The sequence below is a fragment of the Rhizobium aouanii genome (assembly GCF_037002925.1).
GTDB classification, from domain to species: domain Bacteria; phylum Pseudomonadota; class Alphaproteobacteria; order Rhizobiales; family Rhizobiaceae; genus Rhizobium; species Rhizobium aouanii.
The window spans coordinates 126,042-142,001 of the sequence record NZ_JBAMYD010000012.1 but is presented as its reverse complement, the minus strand read 5'-3'; the positions used below and the strand labels follow the sequence as shown (position 1 = coordinate 142,001).

General features: G+C 62.7%; 15 protein-coding genes. 4 read left to right on the top strand and 11 right to left on the bottom strand.

From position 1 onward, the window contains the following. Positions 1-56 precede the first annotated feature (56 nt). On the bottom strand, positions 57-1,070 hold the full coding sequence (locus V8P77_RS21450) for a zinc-binding alcohol dehydrogenase family protein (RefSeq protein WP_335914156.1): 1,014 nt from the start codon (positions 1,068-1,070) through the stop codon (positions 57-59). 103 nt (positions 1,071-1,173) lie between these two features. Between V8P77_RS21450 and V8P77_RS21445 the strand changes: the two genes are divergently transcribed. Then, positions 1,174-1,578: a winged helix-turn-helix transcriptional regulator gene (locus V8P77_RS21445; RefSeq protein WP_020049265.1), complete on the top strand. Its 405-nt coding sequence runs from the start codon at positions 1,174-1,176 to the stop codon at positions 1,576-1,578. On the opposite strand, the gene V8P77_RS21440 is transcribed toward V8P77_RS21445, so the two are convergent. After that, positions 1,537-2,763: an MFS transporter gene (locus tag V8P77_RS21440; protein ID WP_335914155.1), complete on the bottom strand. Its 1,227-nt coding sequence runs from the start codon at positions 2,761-2,763 to the stop codon at positions 1,537-1,539. The two genes, V8P77_RS21445 and V8P77_RS21440, sit on opposite strands and share 42 nt — an antisense overlap. A gap of 299 nt (positions 2,764-3,062) precedes the next feature. Here V8P77_RS21440 and V8P77_RS21435 point away from each other — a divergent pair, with 299 nt between their 5' ends. Then, positions 3,063-4,007: a diacylglycerol/lipid kinase family protein gene (locus V8P77_RS21435; protein ID WP_335914154.1), complete on the top strand. Its 945-nt coding sequence runs from the start codon at positions 3,063-3,065 to the stop codon at positions 4,005-4,007. Positions 4,008-4,042: 35 nt separating this feature from the next. On the opposite strand, the gene V8P77_RS21430 is transcribed toward V8P77_RS21435, so the two are convergent. After that, complete coding sequence (locus V8P77_RS21430) at positions 4,043-5,395, bottom strand: glutamine synthetase family protein (protein ID WP_335914153.1); 1,353 nt, start codon at positions 5,393-5,395, stop codon at positions 4,043-4,045. Positions 5,396-5,431: 36 nt separating this feature from the next. Here V8P77_RS21430 and V8P77_RS21425 point away from each other — a divergent pair, with 36 nt between their 5' ends. After that, on the top strand, positions 5,432-6,847 hold the full coding sequence (locus V8P77_RS21425) for an aspartate aminotransferase family protein (protein ID WP_335914239.1): 1,416 nt from the start codon (positions 5,432-5,434) through the stop codon (positions 6,845-6,847). Here the strand turns inward: V8P77_RS21425 and V8P77_RS21420 are convergent. From V8P77_RS21420 to V8P77_RS21405, 4 genes are all read right to left on the bottom strand, one after another. Then, positions 6,831-8,315 carry an ArnT family glycosyltransferase gene (locus V8P77_RS21420; protein ID WP_335914152.1) on the bottom strand — a complete coding sequence of 495 codons (1,485 nt, stop codon included), beginning with the start codon at positions 8,313-8,315 and terminating at the stop codon, positions 6,831-6,833. The two genes, V8P77_RS21425 and V8P77_RS21420, sit on opposite strands and share 17 nt — an antisense overlap. Position 8,316: 1 nt before the next feature. Next, positions 8,317-9,816 carry an ArnT family glycosyltransferase gene (locus V8P77_RS21415; protein ID WP_335914151.1) on the bottom strand — a complete coding sequence of 500 codons (1,500 nt, stop codon included), beginning with the start codon at positions 9,814-9,816 and terminating at the stop codon, positions 8,317-8,319. A 12-nt stretch (positions 9,817-9,828) separates the two neighbouring features. Then, positions 9,829-10,845, bottom strand: coding sequence for a glycosyltransferase family 2 protein (locus V8P77_RS21410; RefSeq protein WP_335914149.1), 1,017 nt, complete (start codon positions 10,843-10,845; stop codon positions 9,829-9,831). A gap of 137 nt (positions 10,846-10,982) precedes the next feature. Continuing rightward, positions 10,983-12,476 carry an ArnT family glycosyltransferase gene (locus V8P77_RS21405; protein WP_335914148.1) on the bottom strand — a complete coding sequence of 498 codons (1,494 nt, stop codon included), beginning with the start codon at positions 12,474-12,476 and terminating at the stop codon, positions 10,983-10,985. Positions 12,477-12,655: 179 nt separating this feature from the next. Between V8P77_RS21405 and V8P77_RS21400 the strand changes: the two genes are divergently transcribed. Further along, positions 12,656-13,618 (top strand): lysylphosphatidylglycerol synthase domain-containing protein, encoded by a 963-nt coding sequence (locus V8P77_RS21400; RefSeq protein ID WP_335914147.1) that lies wholly within the window; start codon positions 12,656-12,658, stop codon positions 13,616-13,618. Here the strand turns inward: V8P77_RS21400 and V8P77_RS21395 are convergent. From V8P77_RS21395 to V8P77_RS21380, 4 genes are read right to left on the bottom strand one after another with little or no spacing between them, the layout of a single operon-like run. Further along, on the bottom strand, positions 13,589-14,827 hold the full coding sequence (locus tag V8P77_RS21395) for an RNA polymerase sigma factor (protein ID WP_335914146.1): 1,239 nt from the start codon (positions 14,825-14,827) through the stop codon (positions 13,589-13,591). The genes V8P77_RS21400 and V8P77_RS21395 overlap by 30 nt on opposite strands. A gap of 9 nt (positions 14,828-14,836) precedes the next feature. Further along, a complete protein-coding gene (locus tag V8P77_RS21390) occupies positions 14,837-15,196 on the bottom strand; it encodes a YciI family protein (RefSeq protein WP_020049276.1) in 360 nt (119 codons plus the stop codon). A gap of 2 nt (positions 15,197-15,198) precedes the next feature. After that, the gene (locus tag V8P77_RS21385) at positions 15,199-15,558 is read right to left on the bottom strand and encodes a YciI family protein (protein WP_017959729.1); all 360 of its coding nucleotides are present in this window, start codon (positions 15,556-15,558) and stop codon (positions 15,199-15,201) included. Between the two features lie 10 nt (positions 15,559-15,568). Further along, the gene (locus V8P77_RS21380) at positions 15,569-15,925 is read right to left on the bottom strand and encodes a YciI family protein (RefSeq protein WP_335914145.1); all 357 of its coding nucleotides are present in this window, start codon (positions 15,923-15,925) and stop codon (positions 15,569-15,571) included. Positions 15,926-15,960: the final 35 nt, after the last annotated feature.

Here is a 15,960-nt window from a genome sequence, read left to right as displayed (position 1 = left end):
CGCGATGCGGCATTCTAGACGGGTATGGTTTGTAGCCTTGCTGGCCCGAAGCGGTCTCAGAATCCCGCAAGCACCGCCTTGCCCTTCATCCTGCCGCTTTCGACCATGGCATGCGCCGACTTGAGGTTCGCCGCATTGATTGGCCCGACGATTTCTGAAAGCGTCGTGCGGATCTTCCCGGCATCGACGAGCTCGGAGACCCTGTTCAGCAGCTTGTGCTGCTCGATCATGTCAGGTGTGCCGTAGAGCGGGCGGGTGAACATCAGCTCCCAATGAACCGAGACGGCCTTGCGCTTGAAGGGCATGATGTCGAGCGTCTTCGGATCGTCGATCAAAGCGAAGCGGCCCTGCGGCGCGATCGCTTCGACGATGTCGCCGATATGGCTGTCGGTATTGGTGGTCGAGAATATGAATCCGGGCGCGCCGATGCCGAGCGCTGCCACCTGCGGCGCGATCGGCTTGGAATGGTCGACGACATGATGCGCGCCGAGTTCCTTCACCCAGTCCTGCGTTTCCGGCCGCGAGGCCGTGGCGATCACCGTCAGGTCGGTCAAGGCCCGGGCGATCTGAATGGCGATCGAGCCGACGCCGCCGGCGCCGCCGATGACCAGGATGGAGCGTGCCCCTCCCGAAACCGCGTCCTGCACCTTCAGCCGGTCGAACAGTGCCTCGTAGGCCGTAATCGAGGTCAGCGGCAGGGCGGCCGCGGCAGCGAAATCGAGGCTCTTCGGTTTGGTGCCGACGATGCGCTCGTCGACGAGATGGAATTCGGCATTGCTGCCCGGGCGGCTGATGACCCCGGAGTAGAACACCTCGTCGCCCGGCCTGAACAGAGTGACATCGGCGCCGATGGCCTTGACGATGCCGGCGGCATCCCAGCCGAGCACCTTGAGTTCGTCCGCGGGCGGCGCGGAATGGGCGCGCACCTTCACGTCGACGGGATTGACCGAAACGGCTTTGATTTCGACGAGCAGATCGTGTCCCCCAGCCTCCGGCATCGGCAGCTCGACATCGATCAGCGAGGTTTCGGCGGAGATCGGTTGTGGCGTTTTATAGGCGACGGCGCGCATGGGAAACTCCTGTGTTCGTTGCACGGAAGGTAGATGCGCACTAAGTTCTGACAACGCAAGAATGCACAAATTCTGTACGTAGTACCCAAAAGGATACCGTAAAATGTCATTGCCACGCGCCAAGCTCGTCCAGAATTTCCCCGGCTGCCCGGTCGAAGCGACGCTGACTTACCTCGACGGGAAGTGGAAGGGCGTGATCCTCTTTCACCTGATGCAAGGAACTCTGCGCTTCAACGAATTGCGGCGTAAGCTGCCGGCTGTGACCCAGCGCATGCTGACCAAGCAGCTGCGTGAACTGGAAGAGTCCGGCCTGGTATCACGCACCGTCTATCCGGTTGTGCCGCCGAGGGTCGAATATGCAATGACGCCGCTCGGCATGACGCTGAAGCCCGTCATCCAGGCATTGGCCGCCTGGGGTGACGATTATGTCTTCTGCAGTCCGGAAGGCCGCGAACTGCGCCTGGCCTCAGACGGCCTGCGCGCTCCGGTCGCGGCGCTCGAGGCGTAGCGAGGCTGCAAAGACGAACAGGCCGAGGAAGGATAGTGCTGCGCCGACATAACCGGTCGCCGCAAAACCGTAACCCCCGGCGATGACGAGGCCGCCGAGCCAGGCGCCGATCGCATTGGCGATGTTAAAGGCGGAATGGTTGGACGCGGCCGCAAGCGTCTGCGCGTCGGCGGCGACATCCATCAGCCGCGTCTGCAGCGCCGGGCCGGCGGCAAAGCCGCAGCCGACGAGGAAGACGGAGAGGCCGAGCAAATAGGGATTGGCGGCGGTCAGCGAGAAGGTGGTCAGCACGACGATATTATAGATCAGCGACCCGCCGATCGTGCCGAGCAGCGATTTGTCGGCGAGCCACGAGCCGATGAAATTGCCCGCATTCATGCCGACACCGAAGAGGACCAGCATGATCGGAACGGCCGTTTCCGGCAGCATCGCCACCTCAGTCGTCGTCGAGGCGATATAGCTGAACATCGCGAACATGCCGCCGTAACCGACAGCGGCGATGCCGAGCGTCAGCCACACCTGCGGCCGGCGGAATGCGCCGAGTTCGCGCAGGAAGCCCGCTTCCGCGGAAACCCTGTCCTTCGGAACGTAGAACCAGATCAGCGCCACCGTCAGCAGGCCGAGCACGCCGACCGAGAAAAACGCCACCTGCCAGTCGAGCGACTGGCCGAAGAAGGTCGTCAACGGCGTGCCGAGAAGTGTCGCAACGGTCAGGCCGAGCATGACGCGGCCAACGGCACGGGCGCGGCGATGCGCCGGCACCATCGAGGCGGCGACAAGGGCCGCGACGCCGAAATAGGCGCCATGCGGCAGGCCGCTGACGAAGCGCAGCAGCGTGAAGCTTTCGAAGGTCGGCGCCATGGCGCTCGATATATTGCCGGCGGCAAAGATCAGCATCAGCGTCAAAAGCAGCGTGCGCCGCGCCATCTTCGCGGCGAGTACCGCAATGACAGGTGCGCCGACGACGACGCCGAGCGCATAGGCGCTGATGACGTAGCCGGCCTGCGGTGTCGTGACCGAGAAGGTCTCGGCGACATTGGGCAGCAATCCCATGATTGCGAATTCGCCGGTGCCGATGCCGAAGCCGCCGCAGGCAAGCGCCAGCTGAACCAGCGCTACGGTCGTTGCCGACGGCAGCTCTTCGTCCGGGGTATCGATGGAAACATTGACGGCGATCTCACTCACGAGAGCTCCTCGAGGCGGTTTTCTGCTCTGCAATGGCCTTGGCGCAGGCGCGACCGCGGACCGATCGTTGAAATGGCGGGAGGTGGAGAGTACGTCTCCGGTACGCCATCTATCCGTGACCTCTCGGCCGCCGTCGAGTGCATTTTTTGCAGTGCAGCGTCCTGCTATGTGCATACGTCTGTTGCAATTTTTGCATTTCTGCCCTTTGTCAGGAAAGAAGGTTGCGCTTGAAATCGGCGATACCGCAACCATCTCAGGGGCAAGGCAGGAGCATTTCCGCGCCAGGGACGGGAGCTCTTATGAAGCTTGTAGGCTTTTTCAATCGCGACGGCGGGACCTTCAAGACCACCGACATGCTGGCCTATGAAAAAAGGGCGGAGACGGCTTTCCGCGAAGCGGGGCACGATTTCGACGCCATCGTCTTCTCAGGAAAGGAAATCGTTCCCGCCATGGAGAGGGCGGCCAAGCGCGATGATATCGACGGCATCGTCGCCGGCGGCGGCGACGGCACGATTTCGGCAGCGGCATCGATTGCCTGGAAAAACGGAATTGCGCTCGGCGTCGTGCCCGCCGGCACGATGAACCTCTTTGCCCGCTCGCTGCGTGTGCCACTCGATATCTGGCAGGCGCTCGATGTGCTTGCCTCCGGCGAGGTCGACAATGTCGATATCGCCAGCGCCAACGGCCGGCCCTTCATCCACCAGTTTTCCGCCGGCCTTCATGCCCGCATGGTGCGCTACCGCAACGCTTACAGCTATCGTTCCCGACTGGGCAAGATGCGGGCGAGCACCAAGGCGGCTTTAGGCGTCATCTTCAACCCGCCGGAATTCGAGGTCGAGTTCGAGGCGATCGGCATGCGCGAGCGCCGCAGGGTGTCGGCGATATCGGTCTCCAACAATCCCTTCGGCGAGAACGCGCTGCTCTACGCCGATAATTTGAGAAGCGGCGAGCTCGGCTTCTACACGGCAAATCCGCTGAAACCCCTCGGTGTGGCCCGTCTCGCCATCGACATGCTGCGCGGCAAGGTCCGGGAGAATGCCGATGTCATGGTGATGCACCCGGCCGAAGTGCACCTGCATTTCCCGAAACTGCGCTCCAAGGCCAACTGTGTCATGGACGGCGAGTTGCTGCCGCTCGAACGCGACGTCTTGATCCGGCTGCATCCGGGCGAATTGAAGGTTCTTGTCAAGCAGGGTCTCGCCGCTCAAGTGAATGCTGACGAACGCCGCGAGCCCGCTGCGTAAGTCGGCCCGCTGCGTAGGTCGGTGCCCTCGTAATTTCAGAGCCGCGGCAGATAAGTGCGGTAGTCGAAATCCGAGACGGTGCGCAGATGCGCAAGCGCTTCCTTGCGCTTGGTGTCGCCGTAGAGCGCCTGATAACGCGCACCGAAGATATCGGCGATGAAGGGCGAGGTGCGGAAGGTGTCGACGGCGCTCAGGAAATCATGCGTGAGCCGCCTCGTATTCGCAGGTATGTGCGAGGGCGTCGTCTCCTCACCGGGATCGAGTTCACCGTCGAGACCGGTGAGCATGCCGCCGAGGATCGCTGCCAGCAGCAGATAGGGATTGGCGTCGGCGCCGGCGACGCGGTGTTCGATGCGTGCGGCCGGACCATCCTTGTCGGGGATGCGGATCGCCGTGCCGCGATGGCCGCTGCCCCAGGTCAGATCCACAGGCGCAAACGAGCCCGGCTGGAAGCGGCGGTAGGAATTGGCGAAGGGGGCGAAGATCAGCTGCGCTGCGCGCATGGTGTCGAGCAGGCCTGATATCACCGATTTGAGCATCTTCGGTTCACCGCCCTTGGCATCGAGGATGTTGCGGCCTTGCTCGTCGATGATGCTCGCATGCACATGCAGGCCGGAGCCGGCATGTTCGGAATAGGGTTTGGCCATGCAGGTCGATTTCAGCCCGTGCCGGCGCGCCGCCTGTTCGGCGATGCGCTTGAGATAGAGGCAATCGTCGGCGGCTGCCAGCGCATCCGCGCGGTGCAGCAGGTTGACCTCGAACTGGCCCGGACCGAATTCCGCCGTCGTCGCATCCGCCGGCAGGTTCTGCGCCTTCGCATAGGCCCTCAGCGTCTGCAAATAGCCATCGAGCGCATCGACGGCGCTCATGTCGTAGAGCTGGAAACCGTTCGGTTCGCCGCGATAGGTGAGGCTCTCGGGCGGGCAGGGGCGCCCGGTCTCGCGCCAGTCTCCCGACATCACGTAGAATTCCAGCTCGGTGGCGACGACGGGCGTCAGTCCGCGCGCCGCATAGCGCTCCAGCACTGAAGCGAGGATGGCGCGCGGATCCATGAAGCTCGGGCTGCCGTCGAATTCATGCATGGTGGCGAGCACCTGCATCGAACCCTCGGGCGCCCAGGGCATCGGCGCCAAGCTGCGCCGGTCGGGGATGACCTTGCCGTCAGGATCGCCGATCGTCAGCGACAGGCCGGTGATGTCGTCATTATCGTCGCCCCAGATGTCGAGCGATTGCGTCGAGGTCGGAAGGCGGATGTCACCGGCCCAGACCTTGTCTTCGGCATCGGGCGGAAGCTGCTTGCCACGCAGGTCGCCGTTCATGCCGACGATCAGGATCTCGAAACGCGGGTCGTCGCCTTTCGTCTTGCCGTCCATCCTGTCGCTCGCCATGACCTTGAAAATCCTCCGGGACAAGGCCAAGCTCCTATCCCATCGACATCAGCCTTTCAATCCGCGAGGGTCTTTACTTACCCACCCTCGAATCTTGCCGCGATCGACGCCGCGCACCACCTGCACCCCTTCGCCGACATGAAGAAGCTGAATGCCGAGGGCGCGCGTATCATCCAGCGCGGCGAGGGCGTCTACATCTTCGACAATCACGGCAGGAAATATCTCGATGGCTTCGCCGGCCTCTGGTGCGTCAATATCGGTTATGGCCGCCGGGAGATCGCCGATGCCGCCACCAGGCAGATGAATGAACTGCCCTATTACAACACCTTCTTCGGCACGACCTCGACGCCGGCGACGCTGTTGGCGCAGAAGGTCACATCCCATGCCGGTGAGCGGTTCAACCACATCTTCTTCACCGGCTCCGGCTCGGAGGCGAACGACACCTGGTTCCGCATGGCCCGGGTCTACTGGAGCGCCGTCGGCAAGCCGTCGAAGAAGATCGTCATATCGAGGAGGAACGGCTATCACGGTTCGACCGTCGCCGGCGCCAGCCTCGGCGGCATGAAATACATGCATGAGCAGGGCGACCTGCCGATTCCCGGCATCGTCCATATCGGCCAACCCTATTGGTACGGCGAGGGCGGCGATCTCTCGCCCGCCGAATTCGGTCTCAAGGTTGCCCGCGAGCTCGAAGCGAAGATCGACGAACTCGGTGAGGAGAATGTCGCCGCCTTCGTCGCCGAGCCGGTGCAGGGGGCTGCCGGCGTCATCATCCCGCCCGAGACCTACTGGCCGGAGATCGACCGCATCTGCAAGGCGCGCAATATCCTGCTGGTGACCGACGAGGTCATCTGTGGTTTCGGCCGCCTAGGCGCATGGTTCGGTCACCAGTATTTCGGCGTCGAGCCCGATCTGGCGCCAATCGCCAAGGGACTTTCCTCCGGCTATCTGCCGATCGGCGGCGTGCTCGTCAGCGACCGCATCGCCGACGTGCTGATCAACGAGGTCGGTGACTTCAACCACGGCTTCACCTATTCCGGCCACCCGGTCTGCGCTGCCGCAGCACTCGAAAACCTGCGTATCATCGAAGAGGAAAGACTGGTCGAACGCGTGCGCGACGATATCGGCCCCTATTTCGGCAAAGCCTGGGCAGCGCTGGCAGGCCATGATCTCGCCGGCGAAGCCGTCAGCATCGGCTTGATGGGCGGCCTGCAGCTTACCGCCGAGAAGAGCACGCGCACCCGTTATGCCAAGCCCGATCAAGTCGGTGCGCTGGTGCGCAACCACGCGCTGGCAAACGGTCTGGTGCTGCGCGCCACCGGCGACCGCATGCTCGCCTCGCCGCCTCTCGTTATCAGCCACTCCGAGGTGGACGAGATGGCGAGGATTACCAGGTTGGCGCTGGATTTGGCCTGGAAGGAGCTGAAATCTTCGCTCAGCCCGGCTGGTTGACCCAGGCATAGCCGAAACGATAGCTGTCGTCGCCGCGTCCATAGACATAGGGCACGTCGATCACCGACGCCTGCGGTGCGGACGCGCCGAGATTGGCCTGCAGCCATTGAGCCATGGCCGGCGGCAGCGCTTCGCTTCCGCCCTTGGGGAGGAGCCACACGAGGAGAAGCGGTCGCCGGCTGGTAAGATCCGGGTTGAAGCCGGGATAGTCCACGGAGAGAACCGGAACGCTCGTAATATCCTGCCTGAGATTGCCGGCAAGCAGGCTGTCGCCGGCAAGAATCCCCGCCGGTTCGGCCTGTTTGCGCAATGTTTCCAGCATACCGGCATAGGGCCTGTTCAGCCGTTCGTAATGGCCGGTAAAGCGCGCAGTCGCGACGCTCCCGTAAAGGGCCGCCGGCACGCCGATCATGATGACGGCGAGGATCGGTATAAAACGCCGAAACGCTCTGTCTGTCGTGACGCCTGCTGCCTCGATCTTCAGGCAGAAATAGAGCGGCAGGATGAAGAGCATCGGCACCAGCCAGCGATCCTTGATGCCGGCCGCACCGCCGAAGACGATCAGAAGCAGAATACCGGCCAAGAAGACGAGCATCATCCGCTCGAGAAGCCGCGTCCATTCCGAGCCGGAGCCGAGCGCCGGACGAAGGCTCTTGCCGAAGACAATCGCGAATACTGTCACGGTCAATGCGGCAAAGCTGATGATGGCGAGAGCGAGCGAGCTGACGCCCATGGCGACCTGCGTGAGATAGCTCGCATCGCCGCTCGCAGTCATCTTCTCCAGCGTGCGTGCGGTGGCGAAATCGAGATTGTCCTTTAGCCAGAAGAGATGCGGCAGGGTAATGACGAGCGCCACCGCCGCCGTCAGCACCAGCCGCCGGTCGAAGATCCGCGGCCGCAGGCGCGCATCCGAAAGCGCGGCGATCAGGGCTGCCGCCGGCAGGATCGCGAAATTATATTTGGCAAGCAGGCCGAAACCGATGCCGATGCCTGATATCAGATAGGAAGCAAGGCTCGGCTGCTTCAGGCTGCGGATGAAGCCGTAGAAGAAGATGCTGGCCGAGAAGAACACCGCGACCGTGTGCGTCAGGTCGCGCTGCATCTCGAAAGCCATCTGCGGGATCGTCAGCAGCCCGAGCGTGGCGATCGCCACCAGCGCCTTGTCGCGCAGCACGAGCCGCGCGGTCAGGCCGTAGAGCACGTAAGAGATGAACAGCAGAAGGTTCTTCACGATGGAAAGGGCGATCAGCGAGACGCCGGCAAACTGGAAGACGGTGTACTGCAGCCAGTTGTAGAACGGCGGCTGCGGGCCGTAGCCGGCGGCAAGCCATTGCGAGCGGAAGGCCTGTTCGGCCTCGTCGAGATCGAGCGAATGCGAGGTTGCAAGCCGCACGCCGACCTGAAGCACGAAATAGGCCGCCAGCAGGGCGAAGATCCAACTGATGTCGCGACGGTTGCTCTCGGTCATTCTATCTGGTCTCCGGCCGAACCCAGGCGTAGCCGAGCGCGAAATTGTCGCCCTGGCGGCCGAAATAATAGGGAAGCGAGAGCGAGCCGATCTCCTGCAACGCGATATCAGCCGCCGTCAGCGCCGAGGAAAAACGCTCCGGCATGATCGCATCGGCAGCAGTCGCCGTCTTCTTGCCGCGCCAGACGATCAGCACCGGCCCCTTGGCCTCGGCATAGGCCGGAATGCCCGGTGCCGGAAAATCCGGGATCACCACCGGCACATCGGGAAATTGCAGCCGCATGTTTCCGCCGATATAGGTGTCGGAGGCGATCACCAGCGCCGGTTGCGCCTGTCGCGTCATCTCGCGCGAAAAACCCGCCATCGGCACATTCGGCCGGCTGTAGGTGCCGATCAGTCCGGCGCCGATGACGCGGAAGCCGAGGGCGATCAGCACGCAAGCCATCAGCACCGGCAACACCGGCCGGAAGCGGCGCAGTCCGGCGGAAAGGTCGAACCCGGCAGCCTGCATCTTCGCAAGGAAATAGATCGGCAGCACCAGCAGGAAGGGGTCGAGCCAGCGCTCGCGCACCGTGGTGGAGCCGGTCAACAGCACGATCAGAGCGATGCCGGCGAGGCTTGCGAGCATCATCCGCTCCATCATGCCGGTCCAGCGGTTGCCCGCCGAAAGCGCCCGGACGAAATCCCGACGGAAGGTGGCGGCGAATATAGCGACCGGCAGCGCCGCAAAGGCGATGATGGCGACGAGGAAGGCGACAAGCCCTTTGCCGATCCGCACGGCGCCGGCGGGTTCGCTGCCGGCGGCCATCTTGACCAGAGTGTCGGAGGAGGCGAATGCGAGATTGCCCTGCAGCCAGATCGCGTGCGGCAGGACGATGACGAGCGCAACAGCGATCGCTGCCAGCATGCGCCAGTCAAGCGCCCGGCGCCGCCATTCGGCATCGGGCAGGATGGCCATCAAGGCGACGACAGGCATCAGCGCGAAATTATATTTCGAGATCAACCCGATGCCGGTCGCAAGCCCGAGCAGCAGGTAGCTCGTGATATCAGGCCGGTCGAGCGTGCGGAAGAAGCCGTAGAGAAACAGCGAGCTGGCAAAGAGCAGCGCCGTCGTGTGGGTCAGATCCTGCTGGGCCATGTAGGAGACCTGGGGCAGGGTGAGCAGCGCCAGCATGCCGACGGCGGCAAGCGCCTCGTCCTTCAGCGCGCGCCGCCCGGCAAGGCCATAGAAGAGATAGGACAGGAACAGCAGGATGTTCTTCGGAACGATCAAAGCGCCGATCGACATGCCCGTCACCGAAACGACGGCATATTGCATCCAGTTGTAGAAGGGCGGCTGCGGGCCATAGCCCGCCAGCAGATATTGCGAGAAGAAGGATTGCTCCGCCTCGTCGAGCTCCAGTGAATGCGGAAGCGCGATGCGCAGCGCGATGTTGAGCACGAAATAGGCTGCAAGCAGCAGGCCCGCGGTTCTGATCGTCCTCGTTACGCGCTCCAGCATCGTGCTGCCGGCTTAGGCTTGGCTTTGATCGTCGAAGATCTGCCGCACGATATAATTCGGAGAGGCGTCGTCGCGGTAATAGGTGCGCGCGATCATTTCCGCCAGGATGCCGGTGGTGATCATCTGCACCGACGACAGCAGCAGCACGACGCCGACCATCAGCATCGGTCGCGTGCCGATGTCGTTGCCGAGGATGAACTTGTCGAAGCCGAGATAGAGCAGGATCAGCATGGCGAGCGCGCCGAGGCCGAGACCGAGCGAACCGAAGAAATGCCCCGGCCGCGCCTTGTAGCGCATGAAGAACATCACCGACAGCAGATCGAGGATGACGCGGAAGGTGCGCGAAATGCCGTATTTCGAAACGCCGTGCTCGCGGGCGTGGTGGGTGACGGCCATCTCGCCGATGCGCGAGCTCGGGACGACACCGGCGACCCAGGCGGGGATGAAGCGGTGCATCTCGCCCATCAGCTTCACCTGCTTGATGATCGAGGCGCGGTAGATCTTCAGGCTGCAGCCGTAATCATGCAGCTTGACGCCGGTAATGCGGCCGATCAGGTAGTTGGCGCACCAGGAGGGGATCTTGCGCAGGAACAGGCCGTCCTTGCGGTTCTTGCGCCAGCCGACCAAGAGGTCGAGTTCACGCCGTTCCAGCTCGGAGACCATCGAAGGAATGTCCTTCGGGTCGTTCTGCAGGTCGCCGTCCATCGTCGCGATCAGGCGGCCACGGGCGGTATCGATGCCGGCCTGCATGGCGGCTGTCTGGCCAAAGTTGCGCTGCAGTTCGACAATCCTGAGCGCCAACCCCTCGCGTCCGACGTACTTCCGGGCGTTGACGAGCGTCGGATCCGTGCTGCCGTCGTCGACCAGGATCAGCTCCCAGCGATGGGGGTAGCTGACCATCGCAGCCACGACACGCTCGATAAGCGGGCCGACGCTTTCCTCTTCGTTGAAAATGGGTACGACCAGCGACAGCTCGAGCGATTGTACCGGATCATTCGTATCGCGAATGGGCTCTACCGTTGTCTGCAACTTTCATCTCCAAAAGGCCGGACAGCCGAGCAATCTTTAATGCTGCCGCCGCACTTGCGGAAGGCTACTACATGAAGTGTCCGCCGGTTGCCAGCGGGCAATGCTGGTTTCCCGCAATCGGCTGATCTGCCGGGGCGCTATTTCGCGCCGCCTTCCACCCAGGAGTAGCCAATGGAGAAGCTGCGTTTGCCGTCACCGAAGAGATAGGGCAGCGTTAGCGTCTTCAACTCTTGCAGATGAATGCCCGATCTCACCAGGTCATTGGCGAAGCCGGGGGAAATTGTTGGATCATCTGCGGTCTCGCCGCGCCAGATAACCAGCACCGGTCCCTTCGCAGCCGCATATTCGGGAACCCCGGGTCCGGGGAAGAACGGGATCACGACGGGAATATCGGGAAATCTCAGCCGCATGTTGCCGGCCACGAATTTGGTCGCCGCCACGATGAGAACCGGCTTGCGGGTCGCGGTCAATTCAGCCACGTAGCCGGAAAAGGGTACGTTCGTTCTCGTGTAAGTGCCGATATATTGAATGCCGACGATCCGGAAGAGAAGGATCGACAGGATGGCGACCATGAAGACCGGCACCACGGGTCGGAAGCGGGCAAGGCCGGCGGAAAGATCGAAGCCTGCGGTTTCCAGTTTCAAGAACAGATAGATCAGCAGGACGAGCAGGCAGGGGTCGAGCCAGCGCTCGTGGATGTCGCTCGCACCGGCGAAGAGGACCACGCCGACGAAGGCGAGCAGGCTGATGACCATCATCCGCTCGATCACCCGGATCATCGGGCTGGAAGCGGAGAGCGCGCGAAAGAAGTCGCGCCGGAAGGCGGCAGCGATGAGAACGATCGGCAAAGCGACGAAGCCGAGGACGGCGATCACAAGAGACAGCAGTCCTTGGCCGATGCGGGGGAGGCCGGCCGGTGCCAGGTCTTCGGCAGTCATCCGCTCCAGCGTCGGCGCGGAGGCGCTGGCGAGATTGTCAGGCAGCCAGAGCGCATGCGGCAGCACGATCAGAATGGCAAGGACGGCGGCCGGCAGCAAACGCCAGTCGATGAGACGGCTGCGCCATTTCCGTTCCGGCAGTACGGCGATGAGGGCGGCAAATGGCAGGATGGCGAAATTATACTTCGAGATGAGCCCAATGCCGGTGGCGATGCCGATGACAAGATAGCTCCAGATCGTCGGCTGGCGCAGCGTCCGGAAAAAACCGAAGAGGAAGAGCGAGGTCGCAAACAGCAGGGCAACCGTATGGGTCAGTTCGCGCTGCGCCATCAGTCCGACCTGCGGCAGGGTAATCAGGCTCAGCATGGCGACGGCTGCGAGCGAACGGCTCTTCAGCACCTCGCGGGCAGCAAGTCCGTAGAAGAGATAGCAGCCGAAGAGAATGATGTTCTTCGGCACCGAGAGCACCCACATCGATATGCCGGTCACCGAAACGATGGCATATTGGATCCAGTTGTAGAAGGGCGGCTGCGGACCGTAGCCGGCAAGCAGGTATTGCGAGTAGAAGGATTGTTCCGCCTCGTCGAGATCGAGCGTATGAGGCAATGCGATGCGGAGCGCGATGTTCAGCAGGAAATAGACTGCCAGAAACAGGCTTGCGCTCGTAATGCTTCTGGTAATGCGCTCCAACATCGATCTCCAAGTCAGGCCGGCAAGGCGTCGTTATTTTCGGTCGTCCTGGAGGATCGTCGGCCTTAAGGCGATCTCGCCGCCGTCGCCGTCAACTCCGCCGTTGTGCGCAACCTTCATTTCTCCTAAAACGCCTGGCGACGGAACCGCTATGCCGACACCAAGCGAGGAATGCCTACTACATGAAGAGTTCGATCGTTGAAAGCCGGCAATCCTGGTTTATGCGCAATCGCATGACCGTTCTGACGGTCGTCATCGTCGCAGCCTATGGCCTCTTCATCCAATGGTTCTGGGGTTGGCCCGTTATCATCAGGCAGTGGGCCGATGTCGGCGCGGGTCCGGTGATCGCTGCGCTGGTGCTGCTGACGAGCACCTATTTCCTGCGCACCTGGCGCATCTATGATTATTTCCCGAACGAGACAGCCGGCCGTTTCGCGGTCCTCTTCCGCGTCACGCAAATCCATAATCTGCTCAACATCATGCTGCCCTTCCGCGCCGGCGAGACCAGCTTTCCACTGCTGATGCGCACCGAATTCGGCATTCCGCTGACGCGCGGAACCTCGGCGCTGTTCGTCATGCGGCTGCTCGACCTGCACGCGCTTCTGGCCGCCGCCGGCATCGGCTTTGCCGTCGCTTCAGCCGATGCCGCTGTTGCCTGGTCGCTCTGGACTGTCTTCCTGCTGCTGCCGGTTGCGGCCTTCGCCGCCCGTAAGCCGCTGCTGCGCCTGGCCGCTAGGCTGCTGCCGAACAAGGCGCAGAAATTCGTCGCCGAGATCGAAAACGGCTTGCCGCTCGATGCCGTCGCCTTTGCGCGCGCCTGGGCGATGACCATCGTCAACTGGCTGGTGAAGGTGATGGTGCTCGCCTGGGCCCTCGGCCTGATGGGCGTTCTGCCGATGGCGGCAAGTTTCGGCGGCGCGCTCGGCGGCGAGCTCTCCTCCGTGCTGCCGATGCATGCGCCGGGCGGCGTCGGCACTTATCCGGCCGGCATCACCGCCGGCGCCATCGCCTTGGGCGCCTCGAGCGAGCGGCTGGCCCTGGCCGCGGTGGCGCAGGCGAGCGTCAATGCCCACCTGCTGATCATTGTCTCGGCGCTGACGGGAACGGCGATCTCACTACCGCTCGGACGTCGTGGCAAGCTCTGAAATCCGCTTTCTCAGAAACGCCTGCTCCGGCTCCTGCCGGCAGAGCGACAGCGCTGTTTGATAGGCCGCAATCGCCTCTTCGGTGCGGCCGAGCCTGCGCAGGAAATCGGCACGCGCCGAATGGGCAAGGTGATAGGCCTCAAGCTCCTGGCGCCCCAGAATGGCGTCGACCAGATCCAGCCCCTCTGCCGGTCCTTCGGCCATCGAGATCGCCACGGCGCGGTTGAGCTCGACGATTGGAGAGGGCTGCGCCGCCAGCAGCAGATCGTAATAGAAGGCGATCCGCCGCCAGTCGGTCTCTTCGGCAGCCGGCGCCCTGGCATGCTCGGCGGCGATCGCCGCCTGCAGCGTATAGGTGCCGATCTCTCCCGCTTCCATCGCCGCGGCGAGCAGCGCCAGGCCTTCCGTAATCTTCGCATGATCCCAGAGCGAGCGGTCCTGATCGGCAAGCAGCACCAGCGATCCGTCTCCGACGCGGCGGGCGGTGCGACGGGAATCCTGCAGCAGCATCAAGGCCAGCAGGCCGGAGACGTCGGGATGCGGCAGCAGCGCCAGAAGCAGTCGCGCCAGACGGATCGCTTCTGCGGTCAGGTCGGCGCGGACCACCTCCTCGCCCGAAGAGGCGGAATAGCCCTCGTTGAAGACGAGGTAGATGACGTGCAGCACCCGGTCGAGTCGCGGCGGCAGCGCCTCGCGGCCCGGCACCTCGTAGGGGATCTTCGCCGCCCGGATCCTGCCTTTGGCGCGCACGATCCGCTGGGCCACCGTCGGCGCCGGAATGAGGAAGGCATGGGCGATCTCTTCGGTGGTCAGCCCGCAGATTTCCCTTAGCGCCATCGCCATCTGCGCATCGGCCGGGATGAGCGGATGGCAGCAGGTGAAGATCAGCCGCAGCATGTCGTCCTCGATCGGTTCCATGTCGCCGATCTCCGTTGCATCGGGCGTGTAGAGGCTGTCTTCGATATGATGCTGCGAAGCATCGAAACGCGCCCGCCGTCGGATCGTGTCGATCGCCTTGAAACGCCCCGTCGAAACGAGCCAGGCGAAGGGATTGCCGGGAATGCCGTCCGTCGGCCATGTCCGGGCGGCGGCGGCAAAGGCGTCGTGAAGCGCCTCCTCCGCCCGGTCGAAATCGCCGAGCAGACGGATCAGCGTCGCCAGCACCCGGCGCGACTGAGTTCGGTAGATTTCCTCGATAATGCTTTCCAATCAGGCACCTCAGTCTGGCAGGGTCAGCGTCCGCACGGGCCTCAGTTCGACCGCGCCGTAACGCGCCGACGGGATTCGCCCGGCGATCTCTTTGGCCTTGACCATGTCGGGCGCCTCGATGACGTAGAAGCCGGCCAGATGCTCCTTCGTTTCGACATAGGGACCGTCCGTGGCGGAGAGCGTGTTGTTGCGAACGCGCAGCACGGTCGCCGTGTCAGGCATCTCCAAGGCATCGGAGTGGATCATGATGCCTTCGCGGCTCAGCTCCTCATCGAAAGCGAAATGCGCTTTGATAAGTTCGGCGGTTTCATCAGGCGTCAGCGTTCCGTCCGTGTCGGTGCTGTTATAAATCAGGCAGATGTAGCGCATCGCTATTTCCCATCCTCAATGGAGTAAGTCGGGCGCACTTCGATCGAGCAATATTTGAGGATCGGAAAACTCGACACGATCGTCTTCGCCTCCTCGATAGTCTCGGCTTCGATCAGCAAAAAACCGCCGAGGTGCTCTTTGATTTCGGCAAATGGGCCATCGGTCGCAAAGGCTTCGCCATTGCGCAGGCGAACCGTGATCGCCGTTGACGGTTCATGCAAGGCGAGCGCCACCAGCAGATGACCGCTTTCGCGCCAGCGATTGTCGCTGGTGATGCACTCCTGTGTGAGCGCATCCCATTCGGTCTGAGGGACCAGCTTGCTTTTTTCCGTGTCGAACCAGATCTGGCATAGAAATTTCATTGGTCTCTCCTCATTCAGCTTCGAATTCGTGGATTGGCCGCACCTCGATCGCGCCGAGCCTGGCGAGCGGGATACCGGCGGCAATGCGGATCGCTTCGTTGAGATCCTTTGCCTCGATCAGGATGAAGCCGCCAAGCGCCTCCTTCGTCTCGGCGAAGGGACCGTCCGTCACCGACATCTCGCCATTGCGCACCCGTACGGTCACCGCCGATTTCGGCGGCTGCAGCGCTTGCGCGACGATCATATGCCCGCTATCGACGAGGTCCTTGTCATAATTCAAGGAATTGGTATCGAGTTCGGTCTTTTCCTCTTGCGTCATGGCGTCGAGTACCCCGTCATCGAACCAGACCTGACAGAGATATTTCATCGCAGGCAGCCTCCTCACCCTGTTCCCATAAACAT

Excerpts from the sequence above, each read along its gene's own strand:
- V8P77_RS21450 (WP_335914156.1), bottom strand. The coding sequence starts at position 1,070 with ATGCGCGCCGTCGCCTATAAAACGCCACAACCGATCTCCGCCGAAACC.
- V8P77_RS21445 (WP_020049265.1), top strand. The coding sequence starts at position 1,174 with ATGTCATTGCCACGCGCCAAGCTCGTCCAGAATTTCCCCGGCTGCCCG.
- V8P77_RS21435 (WP_335914154.1), top strand. The coding sequence starts at position 3,063 with ATGAAGCTTGTAGGCTTTTTCAATCGCGACGGCGGGACCTTCAAGACC.
- V8P77_RS21430 (WP_335914153.1), bottom strand. The coding sequence starts at position 5,395 with ATGGCGAGCGACAGGATGGACGGCAAGACGAAAGGCGACGACCCGCGT.
- V8P77_RS21420 (WP_335914152.1), bottom strand. The coding sequence starts at position 8,315 with ATGACCGAGAGCAACCGTCGCGACATCAGTTGGATCTTCGCCCTGCTG.
- V8P77_RS21415 (WP_335914151.1), bottom strand. The coding sequence starts at position 9,816 with ATGCTGGAGCGCGTAACGAGGACGATCAGAACCGCGGGCCTGCTGCTT.
- V8P77_RS21405 (WP_335914148.1), bottom strand. The coding sequence starts at position 12,476 with ATGTTGGAGCGCATTACCAGAAGCATTACGAGCGCAAGCCTGTTTCTG.
- V8P77_RS21400 (WP_335914147.1), top strand. The coding sequence starts at position 12,656 with ATGAAGAGTTCGATCGTTGAAAGCCGGCAATCCTGGTTTATGCGCAAT.
- V8P77_RS21390 (WP_020049276.1), bottom strand. The coding sequence starts at position 15,196 with ATGCGCTACATCTGCCTGATTTATAACAGCACCGACACGGACGGAACG.
- V8P77_RS21385 (WP_017959729.1), bottom strand. The coding sequence starts at position 15,558 with ATGAAATTTCTATGCCAGATCTGGTTCGACACGGAAAAAAGCAAGCTG.
- V8P77_RS21380 (WP_335914145.1), bottom strand. The coding sequence starts at position 15,925 with ATGAAATATCTCTGTCAGGTCTGGTTCGATGACGGGGTACTCGACGCC.